We start from the raw sequence: 13,014 nt of genomic DNA, 5'->3' as shown, positions 1-13,014 counted from the left end.
ACGATGATACCTAGCCAGTCCCGCACATGGTAGCCGCTTCCATCATTGAGGTAGGTGTGAATCCCCCTCGCGTCGCCGCCAGCAATTACCAGGACATCTAGATCCGTGTCGCCGTCGAGATCGATCAACTGCGAATTCCCTGCGGGCGCTTCACTAGGCATAACGGAATCTACATATGTCATGCCTCCGCTGCCGTCGTTGGTCATGACGATAACGGAGTTCCGATCAGTACCATTGAGAACAACGGCATCAAGTAAACCGTCTCCGTTCATGTCTCCGAGCTTGCCTTCATTTCCGCCGGATCCCAATTCCAAATAGCTTCTCGCCTGGAGAGAGAAATTGTTCTGACCGTCATTCTCGAACACATAGATAGACTCGGCATGATAGCTGCCGGCCAGGAAGTCGACATCGCCGTCACCATCTATGTCTCCAGCATCAAACGCCTTGAAGAGATCATCGGGCAATCTGGGAAATTCCGCAGCATAGCTGTAGATGTCTACGTCCATGCGCTCAGTTGAAGACACCCCGAGCGAGAAGTTTCCCTGACCATCGTTGAGGTAGACTTCCGTTGTTACATCGTAACTGAATGGGACAGATACTATTTGTGGTGATATTTGGGGAACCGATGTAGCGCTATGGAAGACCTTCAGAAAATCGTTATACCCGTCACCATTCAGGTCCGCGCTTAGGAAGGCCGATCCTCCCGATACGGAACCATTTTGGTTGTGGGTCACATCTGTCGTGATGCTCGTCACGACCTCAGTGAAGGCCCCGGTACCATCGTTCAATGCGACCACGATGTGATCGCCGTCCTCGTACCAGAGATCGGGTGGTTGTGCTGTCGGGGGATTTCCATTTTCAGAGACTTTGAAATTCAGACTATCGACACGCAGCGGTTCTCCCCCGTCACCGCGTCCGGCAAACTCAATCACATCTCCTGCCTCGAGCTCGAGGCCCTGAATGACGTGGGCGGCTTTGCTGGCATGGTTGGCGATCGAGCTTCCCGTCGAGCTATCCCAGAAGAAGCGATCGACCTCCTGCCCATTGATACTGATCCACAGCTCAGAGACCCCATCATGCTCGTCGAAGAAGTTGATGGTCAGATCGTATGTCCCCGACTGGTCCATTGTGAAATTTGCCCGGGCCAGGCTTCCGCTGGAATGCTGAAGAACATGATCGCCGGAGGCTGCGCCGTTTCTGACCACCTGAAAGCCGGAGATCACAATGAGGTCTTCGGCCTCCAGAGAAAAATCCCGGGCGTCTGAAACAGAGGTTCGTTCGCTGACATCGAGGTAGTCAGTCCGAAGTGGTTCTCCACCGTCCGCGGCCCCTCGCAACTCGATCACGTCCCCTGGATTGAGCAGTACCTGAGGAATGAACGCCTCGGCCTTGGATGCCGCAGTAACTATGCTTGTACCGTTCGCCGCGTTCCATTCAAAGGAGTGGACGACTTCACCGTTGACGACGACCTCCATGATCGACTGGCCATCGGTCTCATCGAAGTAGCCGACGGTGAGGTCATAGTATCCTCGTTCGCCGGAAAAGATGCCCCCCGCTTGTGACGAGGCTGCGGTGGCTTCCAGGTACCGGCCCCCAGATGGGTGCGGATTGCTTTTGGCCGCGAATCCGCTGCCGATCGTTAATGTTTCGGCTTCGGTCCGTCCCGCTGCGATGATCGGGGTGCTGGGAATGAATTCAGGAAAATCGAAGAGCGTAAAGCTAGAGGCAGGCATATCAAATCCCCTCAAAAAAAGATGAAAAAGGATGCGACTCAAAACTGCTTAATGGATGTGCAGGAAGGTTGAGGGGCTGCCTCCTCTAGGTCAAGCGGAGCATGACGCGCGAGCTATGCCGGGCATCTAAAAAATCTTAATCGCGGCTTGCGGGGCGGTCCGCGGAGCCCTGCGTCACATCTTTCCCCGAGTGGTCCATTTTCTGGCGATAGATATGCTCGACAGGGTGCCAGGCATCGTAGACCATGGTGCGGACCTTGAAGAAGATGTCTCCCGAGATATTCAGGGGGCCGGCAACGATCTGACCAAGCTCGGCAGAGCTATCCAGGGGTGAGCGGATGACTACCGTAGTGCCAATCTTAAAGCGGACATTGCGCATGCTGACGGCGTCCGGAGAATGAAAGGGAGCAATATGGCCAGAGTTGCGCACCGTTCAAGATTCGCGTCAATGGCGTCATAGCCAACCTTTGCCGACAGACGCACAGCCTACTCCTTTGGAGCTCGCCATCGCTCATGCCTTCACCACTTTGAGGTCGGAAAATCGCGATCGCTGCGCTAGGAGCCTCGAGAGCGCCCCGGCAGCTCGGCCTGTTTGGATGACGCCATGCCTGGTGGGCAGTATATGTCGAGCTCACATGGCACCTTCTGGTTGATAAACACCTGAGATGCGACGCATTCTAAGCTACCACCGAGATAGGGAGAGGGTCATGGTGCCAAAACAGGGATTTGACCTGAGGGTTCACCAACTTCTCAACCAAACCATCGCCTTCGCGGCGTTGCTCGAGCCCGACGGAACAGTCAAAGACGTCAGTGACAATGCGTTGAGCGCCGCCGGGCTCTCACTCGAGGACGTCCATGGCTCTCCTTTCTGGGAGGGATATTGGTTTGCCTATGACGCAGCGCTGCAAGAGCGTCTGCGATTGGCCATTCAGGCCGCCTCGGCGGGCGCCACCAGCAGGTTCGACTACGCGGCGCGCATCGTGGATGATGGGCGCTTGCATATCGATTTTCAGATTGCCCCAATCCGGGACGCCGATGGGAAGATCGTCGAGCTTTTGGCCTCCGGCTTCGATGTTACGGAGCGTGAGCAGAGCAAAGCGCGCTTGGAACTCGCTCTGCGCGACGCTGATCATAGGATCAAGAATATCTTCACGACTGTACGGGCGATGGCGCGCATGACCAAACACTTCGCACCGCCCGAGACGGCCTTTGATGAGTTCCTCGCGCGTTTCGAGGCCTTGGTCGCGGCCCATCGCGTGCTAAGTTCCACCTCCCATAGCGGATACACCACCTTCCGTGAGCTGGCTGACGCCATTCTAAAGCCCTATGTCCAAGATGCCGCCGCCGATCGCTGCACGATCATTGGGGGAGACAGGATGCTTGTCCGCGACAAGGCAAAGCTTCTCGCGCTTTGTCTCCATGAGCTCGCGACCAATGCAGCAAAATATGGCGCGCTCTCGGCGGTGGGCGGGAAGATCACCCTCTCCCTTTCCGATCCTGATGTCGATGGCAGTATCGCCTTCATCTGGGAGGAGAATTTTGACACCCCCGTGCCGAGCCCTACGAAAATCGGCTTTGGCACCAAGTTCCTGGAGATGTCTCTGCACGACATCTTTGACGATCCGCCCAAACTCGAGCGGGGATCTCGAAAACTAACCCTAACAGCAAGCGGCAGGCCAACCGACCTGTATGAAAACCTGAATGATTTCCATCCGCCGAGACCGCAGCCTGCGCATCCTCGTCATCGAGGATAATCCCTTCATCGCCATGGATCTGGAGCTGCAGATTGAGGAGTTCGGTCATGTTTCGCTGGGCAGACACGGCCGTTCCGTGTCGGCAATCGAAGCAGCCGGTACCCTGCGCCCAGACGTCGCTCTGGTCGATCTCAACCTCGCTGACGGCCGGACGGGCATTTTTGTCGTTCAACGTCTGAAACAGATGGGGGTGGCGTGCATTATTATATCCGCTGAAGTACGATATCACGCAGAAACCTTCGACGCGCATACTATCCTTGAGAAGCCTGTTCATCCCGGCCTACTTAGAGCAGCCCTCAATAGGATTTTGGATGAGACTCTCACATAATAAATTTAACGCACCGCGGATATTGACATACATATCCGTGGTCGAGAGCGACCTATTTCAATTCGTTGTACTGTTCCCTACTAATGGCAGGCAGAAAACGAGGGTATTAAGTAAGCGCGGCCCGCACTTACATTTTTCTCCACCACAGGGAGCGGGCGAGGAAAAAGGCAAGATTTGCGAGGGTACTGGGAGCTTCTGCGGGCCGCGCTCGTGGAGAGCGTAGGTGTCATTCTTCCAGAAATCCACCTCTCATAGAGCAAAATCGCTTTTGCTGATCGGCCTAGCAGGGGGTGTTCTGCTACGCATTTGGTGAGCGCGGACTGCGCCGCTTGCCCCCCGGGGAAGTTGGTGTGGCAAGCAGGTTCCGCGAAGCTACTGGCAGTCAACAGACCGCGCTCAATTGGAGAACTCGGACAAGCGCAGGATGTTCCTGCGTAACTCTAAAAGTAGCGGAATGTCGCGCGAGCCGATGTCTCCGTACCCTTCCTAATCAGTAATATCCCGACTGCGTGAAACTGAATAGCCCCGTGCATCGTGAACGGCTTCTTCGCTAATTTTGATGCAGAGGCCATGAGCAGCAGCAAATTTAGCGTAAGCGGTATGCCCGTCGCACGTCCGCACCCCAGCTTGTTGAGGTATCGGCTTAATAAGAAGGCCTCTACACGCAAGAACCTATGGCAGGTCATGAGCATGAACGAAGCACAGCTTGTTGCCCTCGGGATCGCGACAATACGCAGCAAAAAAGTCATCGTTGTATTGCGGGCGGACATCAGGTTCGCCTGCATCTGACCCTCCGTTGTCAATCGCAGTTTGCCAAGCCGCGACGACTTGCTGTCGCGATGCCGCTGCAAAACTTACTTGTACGCCGTTACCCGCAGTTGCCGTACGACCGTCGAACGGACGTCTTAGAGCAAACTGGGGCCATCGTTGCCCGCACCGCTGCCAGATGAAACCCGCTGGACTATCGGCCGGCTGAATGGGGATGCGCACCAATCCGAGGGTGCCAAGGACTACATCATAGAAGGCCACCATGGCCTCAACATCATTTGCACCAATCATTACGTGGCTGAACATCTTGAACCTCATCCGGCGGGCGAAGTATCACACCCTGGTAGAAGAATTATAAGCGGCGTCCTGGCCCAGCGGGTTCAGCTTGACGGCCCGGCGGATCATCCCCGCCCCATGACCGGTCGTCACGGGCGACCGCCCAGAGATATCCCGTCTTGGTCCTGCCGCGCCCCGGATCCAGCTGTCAACGCCGTCTTAATTTTCCCCAAAAGCGCCGAAGTAAAATTCCCCACTACGGCGGTTGCGGACGACATCGGTGTGCTTGCGGACTGCGGCAACAATGGCAGTCGCCAACTCCGGCAAGGAGGGCCCGACCGCAACCAGGGATAGGCCGATCACTGCGTCGGGCACGCCAAAGGAGCGCGCGATGTTGACTGAGCCTTCAACGAGAAGGTCCGCTCCATAGACGAGGGCGCCGATCCCACCCAGTGCCAGAACAGGAGGAAGCCAGGGGCGCGACAGAGGAATGTCTTCGAACTCCTCAGCCTCGTGCTCAAAGGTCTTGGCCTCGCGGTCGCGCCGTTCGAGCCACACGCTGGACGCCAGGCAACCGGCGAGCACCACCAGCATGGCCAAGCCTTCCACCCGGTTGATAACCTCGCCTTGCGTCAGCCCAACCACCACGAGCGCGACCAAAGTCGCAACCAGGGCTTCCCTGACCGCCGTGCGTTGCCATCCGGAAATGGGAAGGATCAACGCCGCGACGCCCACGATTAGGAGAATATTGGCGATGTTCGAGCCGACGACGTTGCCAAGCGCAATCTCCGGGGCCCCGTCGAGCGCCAGCAACTCCGGCGTTGAGGTCCCGAAACCGACAATGACAAGTCCGATGAGGAGCTTCGAAATTCCGAATTTCTCGGCAAGCGCCACTGAGCCGCGGATCAGCCCTTCGCCGCCAACAAATAGAAGTACGAGGCCAGCGGCCACCAGGAGCAAGTCATGTGTCATTTGTATTCCTTAAGCAGCGCCGGCTGGGACGGTCGAGTTTCCGCCCCACGAAGTTGGTGCAGTCTCTGTGGGAGCCAATTGGAGTGCGCATGTTGCCGGGGCCGCGTGCCCGCGCATCCCACGACATGCGCGGGTCGATGAAGCCGGTGTTGCGCCGCGCGGGTGTCTGGGTAGCCACAAAATCCTTAGCAGAAACGCGTAGCGCTCCCGTGAGTTCAGCCTTCGACAAAGACATCCTTGCCACCCAGGCTCCGTATACCGTCAGCACGCTCAGCGTCCCCCTCCCTCGCAACATGAAAAGCGTCACGAGCGCCTCGCATGTGTCAGGAAATAGGGAGCCGACCCAAGCAATTGTAAGAGCGCGGCGTTGCCATCGACAAGGTGCCGGAATATCTGCACGAGATCGATACAAGGAAGCTTCAGTGCAACAGGACGAGAAAACGCGCTCCGAGGAAGAGGGGCGGTTCTTGGGGCGGCCGAGCGCCTGGGTCCTGTCCGCGGTACTATTCGTTGGATTGACAGCCGTCGGCTTCACCGCGGTGTCGGCGATCTTTGGAGGGACGATCCCGAGTTTTGACAACAGGCTGGTTCAGCCACAGACCGTCGCGGCAATCCTCGGATTTCTAATCGTCTACTTCCTAGCCGACGGCCTTCGTCTCTACTTCGTCCTACGTACGATTGGGGCGAGGATCAGGGTCCATGAAATCTTCCCATTGGTTTTCATCAATATCCTGGTTTCCAATGTCACACCGCTCGCGACCGGCGGCGGCTTTGCCCAAGTCTGGTATCTGCGCCGTCACGGCGTCGCCGTAGGCGCGTCGGCCGCGGCAACCACGATCCGAACAGTCCTCGCCATGTTGCTGATCTTCATCGCGGCGCCGCTGTTTCAGTTTCTTTACCCCAATGCGTCATCTGAGGGTGTCGCACGCATCACGACTCAGTCGCTCTCTGGGATCATCTTGATCTATCTGGCCGGTTTCCTGATCGTCCTCTTCCGGCCGTTTTGGATTGCAGCCTTGCTGAGCCGGGTGCTCGCATTTGCGACCCGTATTGGTCTCATTGGTAAGCAGCGCCGCATACGTTGGACCGCGGCAGTGCAGCGTGAGACGCAAGAGTTTTCCGCAAGCTTCGCAAGGTTCGCCCGAGGCTCGCGCATGTTCGCACTGGCTGCGGTACTCGCGACCCTGCTCTTCCTGCTGACACTCTTCGCTTTTCCCGCTCTTCTTCTCGAGGCCCTTGGGCAGGAGGTGGATTGGCTCAAGGTGATCGGGACGCTCTCCGTCGTGACCTTCCTGATGTATTTCGCACCGACCCCCGGTGGCGCTGGCTTTGCAGAACTTGCGTTCGCAGGGTTCATGGCAGCCCAGATGGAAGCCGACGAGCTCCTTCTTGTCGTGTTCGCTTGGCGGTTTCTGACGATCTACATCGGGATGGCCATCGGCGTGATCGTGTCATTCTTCGCGTTTCGCCCGAAGGCGCTCGCGGGATGACCCGAAAGTTTCTTGCCTTCGTCTTCTACGTAAATCTTGCGGTCATCCTGGTGATCGCCAGCTATCGCCTCTACCTCCTCGTCAACGCTCCTGACGCGAGTGCTCTTCTCGTCAAACAAATCGAAGATATCGAGAACGTTGTAGAGGCGAAACCCGGCGCACGCTTGGACTTCGCGGTGATCGGAGAAGGCAACAACTCCATCGGCGTACTGGAGCAACAAATCATTCCCTCGATCAATGCCTCGAGAAACCAGTTCCTTGTCTCGGCCGGGAATATCGTCAGTGGTGGCGGCGAAGACAAATACCGCGCTCTGCTTGGCACTCTGTCGCACCTTGAGGTTCCCTATCTGCTGACCTTCGGGGAAAACGAACATGAAGAGTTTGGGAGCACGAGGTTCTACCAGCGTTTCGGGCCTCATTTCTATTCGCTCTCCCTGCCCCAAGTCCGCCTCGTGTTTCTCGATGCGACGGGCCGGACACCCACCGACTGGCAGGAAAGATGGTTGCGCGATATCCTGAAGCCTGACGATGACACCCCAGTCATCATTTTTCTTGGCCATCCGCTTGTCCCGCCGTCGCAGGAGACACTTTTCCCTCCTGACGAGGGTGCATGGTCAGAGCCCGAGAGTCGGGATCGCCTGCTCGCGCTGATCACTGAGCTCGGCGTCGACATGGTCATTTCGGCTGGCGCTGCGACTTTCTCCGACCAGATGATAGGAGGAGTGCGCCACATTCTGACTGGGGGCGCAGGCGGACTCGTCGTGAACGATGAGGCAAGCTTCTACCACTATCTCGATCTAACAGTGGACAAAGGCGACCTCTCAGCCGAAATGCGTCGGATCAACACTGCCCCAACGCCTCTCGCAAGACGCATCGAGGGGATCTGGTTCTTTATCTACTCCCTCTTCTATGTCGGCTGGCTCAACTTCCTGCTGATCGTATCCGCGCTGGTTGTCACCTGCCTGTATCTGTACAATCGGCTGTTCCGGGAACGACGGTACTATCCCGACTACGTCCTGCGGACCTCGAAGGTGCCCCACCGCCCGCTTCGGATCGTGATGTTCACCAATACTTACCTCCCTTTTGTCGGGGGCGTGGCAATCTCGGTGGAGCGCCTGAAGACCGGACTGGAAGGTCTGGGTCATGAAGTTCTGGTGGTCGCCCCGACCTATGACGGTCAAACCGACCAGCAAGGTGTGCTGCGCGTCCCGACGCTGGGCGGCAGGAGCAATCTGATCCGCGTCGCCAATCCCATCCACTCAGGCACTTGGCGAGCGGTTCGCGACTTCGAGCCCGATGTCATTCATATTCACCACCCGTTCTGGCTGGGTTCTCTTGGGCTCAGAATGGCCCGCAGTCTCAAGGTCCCCGCAGTGTTCACCTATCACACGCGGCTCGAGCAGTTCGCACATGCCATCCCATTGCCCGGCGCCCTGTTCAGGAACGTGATCGCGCATTGGCTTGTGCGGCGGTTTGCCAACCAATGCGACGAAATCATCGTGCCCACGCCCGTCACACGAGATTATATCAGGCTGATTGGTGTCGACCGCCCCGTGCATGTCCAACCGACCGGCGTCGAAACATCCCGGTTCCAGGCCTCTGACAACGGTCAGCTTGAAGAGCTTCGCAACCGATTCAATCCGGAAGGCCGCAAGATCCTGGTCACCGTCTCACGCCTTTCTCGGGAGAAGAACCTCGATTTCATGATCGCCGCGATGCGAAAGCTGAAGGAACGAGAAGCCCCGGCGTTTCGGCTTTTGATCATCGGCGAAGGTGACGAGCGACGCCATTTGACGGACGTCATTCGAGACAAGGACCTAACCTCGGAAGTCCGGCTCGTGGGCGCGGTTCCAGAGCATGAAATCCCGAATTACCTCCACCTTGCTGACATATTCGTATTCGCATCTGTATCTGAGACGCAGGGCATGGTCATCCTCGAGGCAATGGCTGCCGGCCTCCCTGTCGTTGCCGTCAATGCAACTGGCGTGGACGCCTTCGTGCAGAACCGAAACACCGGTATCCTCACCGATGAAGATACCGAACAATGGGCAGATGCCGTTCATAAGCTTTTGGTCAACGCGCGTGACCGCCGTGAACTGGCCCGCGCTGGACTCGAGCAAGCACAGAAGCATTCTGTTGAGGCGTTTTCTGCCGCGGTCGCAGAAATTTACCTCGCCGCGAGCGCAAACCATCACATTTGAACGGCTCAGCACCCACAGTGCGACATCCTAGCATGCAAGAGCTTAGATCGGCTCTTGGTGCCAAGACTGCCGAAGCTCTTGCGGGGTCGGCGTCTTGTAGAAATGCTCAGAGGACCGGCACCGCCAGTTGTGCCCTCGCGCACGCCACGGTCTTCGGCGGGGCGATGCCCCGCTGGTCGCTGCGCCCAGGAGCCCAGGCCCAGTCCTCCAGGCCGCCGACACGGTAGGTCTCGTCTACCTGCAGCACCTCGGCGGTGTGCTCGATTGCCGAAGTCTCAATCACCAGCTCAGCGCCCGCTACTGCTTTCTGAAACTCAGCAATCTTCTGACGAATGCGGAGGCCAGGACATCCTTATCGCGACACTCCGTAGGGCCGCCGTTTCATCGCCACCCTTGTCGCGCTCGCAATTAGAGGCATACTCCGCCGCAACCAGTACCAAGTGATTGCCGCGACCACCACCACGCCCGCCCGCACCTACCTCGTCGTCCTCACCGCGCTCGGCGCGACGCATCTTCTGAACGACCTGATGCAGTCGCTGATCCCGGCAGCCTATCCGATCCTGAAGGAGGCATACGGCCTCGACTTCGTGCAGATCGGGCTGATCACGATGACCTTCCAGATCGCCGGATCATTGCTCCAGCCGGTCATGGGGATGGTGACTGACCGTTATCCGGCGCCCTATTCGCCGGTCGTCGGCATGGCCTTCACCCTGTCGGGGCTGATCTGCCTCGCCTTCGCGGGAAGCTATGGCGGCATCCTTTTAGCGGTCGTGCTGATCGGCATCGGCTCCTCGATCTTCCACCCGGAGGCGACCCGGACGGCGCGCTATGCCGCGGGCGATCGGCAGGGGCTGGCGCAGGGGATCTTCCAGGTGGGAGGTCAGGCAGGCGGCGCGCTCGGGCCGGTCCTTGCCGCGCTGATCATCGTGCCCTGGGGGCAGCCAAGCCTCGCTTGGTTTGCGGTGCTGGCGCTACTCGCGATGCTGCTCCTGACCTGGATCGGCAGCCAGCAGCACCGGATCCGGGCAGAGTTCACCCACCGCTCCGCCCGCAGGCTGGCCGAAGCCCCTGCATCGAAGCGGAGCGCCGCGACGGTCGCTTTGGGATTGATCGTCCTCACCTTCCTGATGTTCACCAAGAACACTTATGGCGAGAGCTTCCGGTCCTTCTACACCTTCTACCTCATCGAGAAGTTCGGCCTGTCGATTCCCGCCTCGCAGATGATGTTGTTCCTCTTTCTCATGGCCGCAGCCGTGGGCGTGCTGATCGGCGGCGTCGTCGGCGACGCAATCGGACGGCGGCAGATCATCTGGATCTCGGTACTGGGACCGCTGCCTCTGACCCTGATCCTGCCTTACGCCGACCTGTTCTGGACCGGAGTGCTGACGATAGCGATCAATCTGATCATGGCCAGCGCCTTTGCCTCGATCCTGATCTACGCGATGGACCTGCTGCCGAACCGTATCGGGCTGATCGGCGGACTTTTCTACGGCCTGAACTTTGGCCTTGGAGGGATCGCGGCGGCGCTGCTCGGCATCCTGGCGGACAGCTACGGGGTTGAGGCGGTTTATCGGTTCTGTGCCTTCCTGCCGCTGGCGGGACTGGCCGTTTGGTTTTTGCCGCCGATTGAAGAACGGCGCGTTCGGTAGGATAGATCGAATGGCTATCTCAGGCCGGTAGCCCCATGTGCCCTGTCGTGGAGGCTTTTTCTGACTGCTGCACTGCCGCATAACGGCACCGAGCCCATAGCGGCACAGCGGCTTCGTATAAATTAGCAGAGGATCTAACCCACTTGACTTAATCCCGTGTTCTGTTTTGCATCGGGTTCGAATTGGAGCATATCCCCTCAAGTTGATGGTATTCGTAGGGGCCAACCAAAAGAGTGTGCCTTTTGACTTTGCCGAGGCACTCCAAGATTTGGGAGAAAACGCTGGTTATCAGAAGGTAACAGGGATTGGCGCGAACGCCTTAGATTTTCATATCGCGTTCTATATGGGAGAAATCGCAGCCAAGTATGCCAATGCATACTTTCACGTGATTTCCCGTGACAAAGGCTTCGACCCACTGATTGAGCATTTGCGAAAAAGAAAGATCCACGCTCTCCGTCATGTTGACCTATCCGAGATCCCATTCGTCAAAATCTCTAACGCCAGCTCGCTGGACCAAAAAATCGAAGCGATTGTTGACAGCTTGAGGTCCAGAGGAACTGCGCATCCAAGAAAGATCAAAACCATTAAAGGAACAGTGAACGCGCTTTTCATGAAGACCTTGGATCAAGATAATCTGGAAGCGTTAGTTGATGAGTTGAAAAGACGTGGTCACGTTGTCTTTAATGAACATTCCGTCAGCTATGGCCCTAGCATTGCCCGACGTTGACCGTTTGTTGGGCTCAGAGTTGGCGCGTGAGGGATGACCGTTTTGTCCCGCACATGAGCCGCTCGGGCGGGTGGCGGCGAAGGTCGGTAGCAGCCTAAAACGGCCGTCGATATCCGCGGCGCCTTGTCGGCTACCTGTATCCCCACGCGATGTGCACCGCATCCTGGTAGACCAGCCTGTCGCCCCGCTTGTAGGGCGTCATCTCGGACCCAACAACTTCGATCAGGTCTGAGCCAATTCATTCTTGCCAATCGACATCGCGGGATCAGCAGCCAGATCGAGCGATCCAGCTTCTGATCCCGGTATGTTGCGCGTTTTCGCCGAATGTTCCCAGCAGCACTTCGACGACAGGGCGATGTTCGTCTATAGGTTGTGCCACAGCACAATGGAGGGGCGCGTGGCAGAAGAAATCCTGACCCTAACAGAAGTCGATGAGGAGGGGGTCTTCGATAAGATCGGGGCGAGGTTCGATCTGGTCGAACCTGGGACGACGCTACGTGTGCGCATGCCCCTCGAACTCGGCGTGACGTTCCTGGAGGAGATGGGCACCACCGACCCAACCGCCGAAGGTCAGGTGGTGCAGGTCTCCGCGGGCTTCTCCGCCTTCGTGCAGCGACATAGCCATGCGTGCGCCAAGTATAACCTGAGCATGTTCAAAGAACGAGAGGCGTTTCTGGCAGTATTAACCATGAAAAAGCGTCCGTCTGCATCACTGGCCTGACTAGGCCCGCACCAGGGACGGACGTGCGACGCCATCTCAATTTTTACCGACGCGCACGGAAAATCTTTCGGGGCGCGCCGCGTTCTGCTCCATCTTCGCTTCAATTTCGGCAAAGAGCGACATTGCCCTTTCAGGATTCTCCAAGGCAATGAAATCCGCGACATCGACCAGATCGGGGCGCGCCGCCGGCGGAATGACAAGGCGCCGCCTGAGCGTCTCTCCCTGATTGTCGCGCTGTGTCCATTTTCTGGGTTGGTCTGAATCCCCTTGTAGCCTTGCGCTACAATGCTCCTTGCGACAAGGCGAAATGTAGCGTATAGCTACATCCATGAAGACGATCACCTACAGGACCGCCGCCCTTCGCACGCTCCGCAAAATGCCGCGCAACGAGGCGA

Annotated in this window: 12 protein-coding genes; 7 read left to right on the top strand and 5 right to left on the bottom strand. The window is 57.7% G+C overall.

Translation table 11 applies throughout. The features are described 5' to 3' along the window. On the bottom strand, positions 1-1,733 hold a 1,733-nt coding region (locus G0D83_RS26270), incomplete at its 3' end, for a VCBS repeat-containing protein (protein ID WP_164197510.1). A 136-nt stretch (positions 1,734-1,869) separates the two neighbouring features. Next, positions 1,870-2,112: a hypothetical protein gene (locus tag G0D83_RS26265; RefSeq protein ID WP_164197509.1), complete on the bottom strand. Its 243-nt coding sequence runs from the start codon at positions 2,110-2,112 to the stop codon at positions 1,870-1,872. Positions 2,113-2,440: 328 nt separating this feature from the next. Here G0D83_RS26265 and G0D83_RS26260 point away from each other — a divergent pair, with 328 nt between their 5' ends. Together G0D83_RS26260 and G0D83_RS26255 are read left to right on the top strand one after the other, a co-directional pair. Beyond that, entirely contained in the window at positions 2,441-3,487 is a 1,047-nt protein-coding gene (locus tag G0D83_RS26260; protein WP_164197508.1) for a sensor histidine kinase, read from the top strand. Continuing rightward, positions 3,435-3,815, top strand: a complete 381-nt coding sequence (locus G0D83_RS26255; RefSeq protein WP_164197507.1) for a response regulator — start codon at positions 3,435-3,437, stop codon at positions 3,813-3,815. Before G0D83_RS26260 ends, G0D83_RS26255 begins: the two co-directional genes overlap by 53 nt. A gap of 672 nt (positions 3,816-4,487) precedes the next feature. On the opposite strand, the gene G0D83_RS26250 is transcribed toward G0D83_RS26255, so the two are convergent. Beyond that, entirely contained in the window at positions 4,488-4,889 is a 402-nt protein-coding gene (locus tag G0D83_RS26250) for a VOC family protein (protein WP_164197506.1), read from the bottom strand. A gap of 189 nt (positions 4,890-5,078) precedes the next feature. Further along, entirely contained in the window at positions 5,079-5,831 is a 753-nt protein-coding gene (locus G0D83_RS26245; RefSeq protein ID WP_235958200.1) for a sodium:calcium antiporter, read from the bottom strand. Positions 5,832-6,253: 422 nt separating this feature from the next. Between G0D83_RS26245 and G0D83_RS26240 the strand changes: the two genes are divergently transcribed. From G0D83_RS26240 to G0D83_RS26220, 5 genes are all read left to right on the top strand, one after another. Beyond that, the gene (locus G0D83_RS26240; protein ID WP_164197505.1) at positions 6,254-7,321 is read left to right on the top strand and encodes a lysylphosphatidylglycerol synthase transmembrane domain-containing protein; all 1,068 of its coding nucleotides are present in this window, start codon (positions 6,254-6,256) and stop codon (positions 7,319-7,321) included. Next, positions 7,318-9,522 carry a glycosyltransferase gene (locus G0D83_RS26235; protein ID WP_164197504.1) on the top strand — a complete coding sequence of 735 codons (2,205 nt, stop codon included), beginning with the start codon at positions 7,318-7,320 and terminating at the stop codon, positions 9,520-9,522. Before G0D83_RS26240 ends, G0D83_RS26235 begins: the two co-directional genes overlap by 4 nt. A gap of 527 nt (positions 9,523-10,049) precedes the next feature. Then, complete coding sequence (locus G0D83_RS26230) at positions 10,050-11,171, top strand: MFS transporter (RefSeq protein WP_370457320.1); 1,122 nt, start codon at positions 10,050-10,052, stop codon at positions 11,169-11,171. A gap of 205 nt (positions 11,172-11,376) precedes the next feature. Then, entirely contained in the window at positions 11,377-11,898 is a 522-nt protein-coding gene (locus G0D83_RS26225; RefSeq protein ID WP_164197511.1) for a PIN domain-containing protein, read from the top strand. 397 nt (positions 11,899-12,295) lie between these two features. Then, complete coding sequence (locus tag G0D83_RS26220) at positions 12,296-12,619, top strand: hypothetical protein (RefSeq protein ID WP_164197502.1); 324 nt, start codon at positions 12,296-12,298, stop codon at positions 12,617-12,619. A 36-nt stretch (positions 12,620-12,655) separates the two neighbouring features. On the opposite strand, the gene G0D83_RS26215 is transcribed toward G0D83_RS26220, so the two are convergent. Next, the gene (locus G0D83_RS26215) at positions 12,656-12,961 is read right to left on the bottom strand and encodes a hypothetical protein (RefSeq protein WP_164197501.1); all 306 of its coding nucleotides are present in this window, start codon (positions 12,959-12,961) and stop codon (positions 12,656-12,658) included. Positions 12,962-13,014 lie beyond the last annotated feature (53 nt).

This window comes from Salipiger sp. PrR003, from assembly GCF_010500785.1.
GTDB classification, from domain to species: Bacteria; Pseudomonadota; Alphaproteobacteria; order Rhodobacterales; family Rhodobacteraceae; genus Salipiger; species Salipiger pacificus_A.
This window is presented reverse-complemented; position numbering and strand designations above follow the sequence as displayed.

Bases quoted from the DNA above. Each gene is read 5' to 3' on its own strand.
- G0D83_RS26245 (WP_235958200.1), bottom strand. From the start codon at position 5,831: ATGACACATGACTTGCTCCTGGTGGCCGCTGGCCTCGTACTTCTATTT.
- G0D83_RS26225 (WP_164197511.1), top strand. From the start codon at position 11,377: ATGGTATTCGTAGGGGCCAACCAAAAGAGTGTGCCTTTTGACTTTGCC.
- G0D83_RS26265 (WP_164197509.1), bottom strand. From the start codon at position 2,112: ATGCGCAATGTCCGCTTTAAGATTGGCACTACGGTAGTCATCCGCTCA.
- G0D83_RS26235 (WP_164197504.1), top strand. From the start codon at position 7,318: ATGACCCGAAAGTTTCTTGCCTTCGTCTTCTACGTAAATCTTGCGGTC.
- G0D83_RS26260 (WP_164197508.1), top strand. From the start codon at position 2,441: ATGGTGCCAAAACAGGGATTTGACCTGAGGGTTCACCAACTTCTCAAC.
- G0D83_RS26255 (WP_164197507.1), top strand. From the start codon at position 3,435: ATGATTTCCATCCGCCGAGACCGCAGCCTGCGCATCCTCGTCATCGAG.
- G0D83_RS26250 (WP_164197506.1), bottom strand. From the start codon at position 4,889: ATGTTCAGCCACGTAATGATTGGTGCAAATGATGTTGAGGCCATGGTG.
- G0D83_RS26230 (WP_370457320.1), top strand. From the start codon at position 10,050: ATGCAGTCGCTGATCCCGGCAGCCTATCCGATCCTGAAGGAGGCATAC.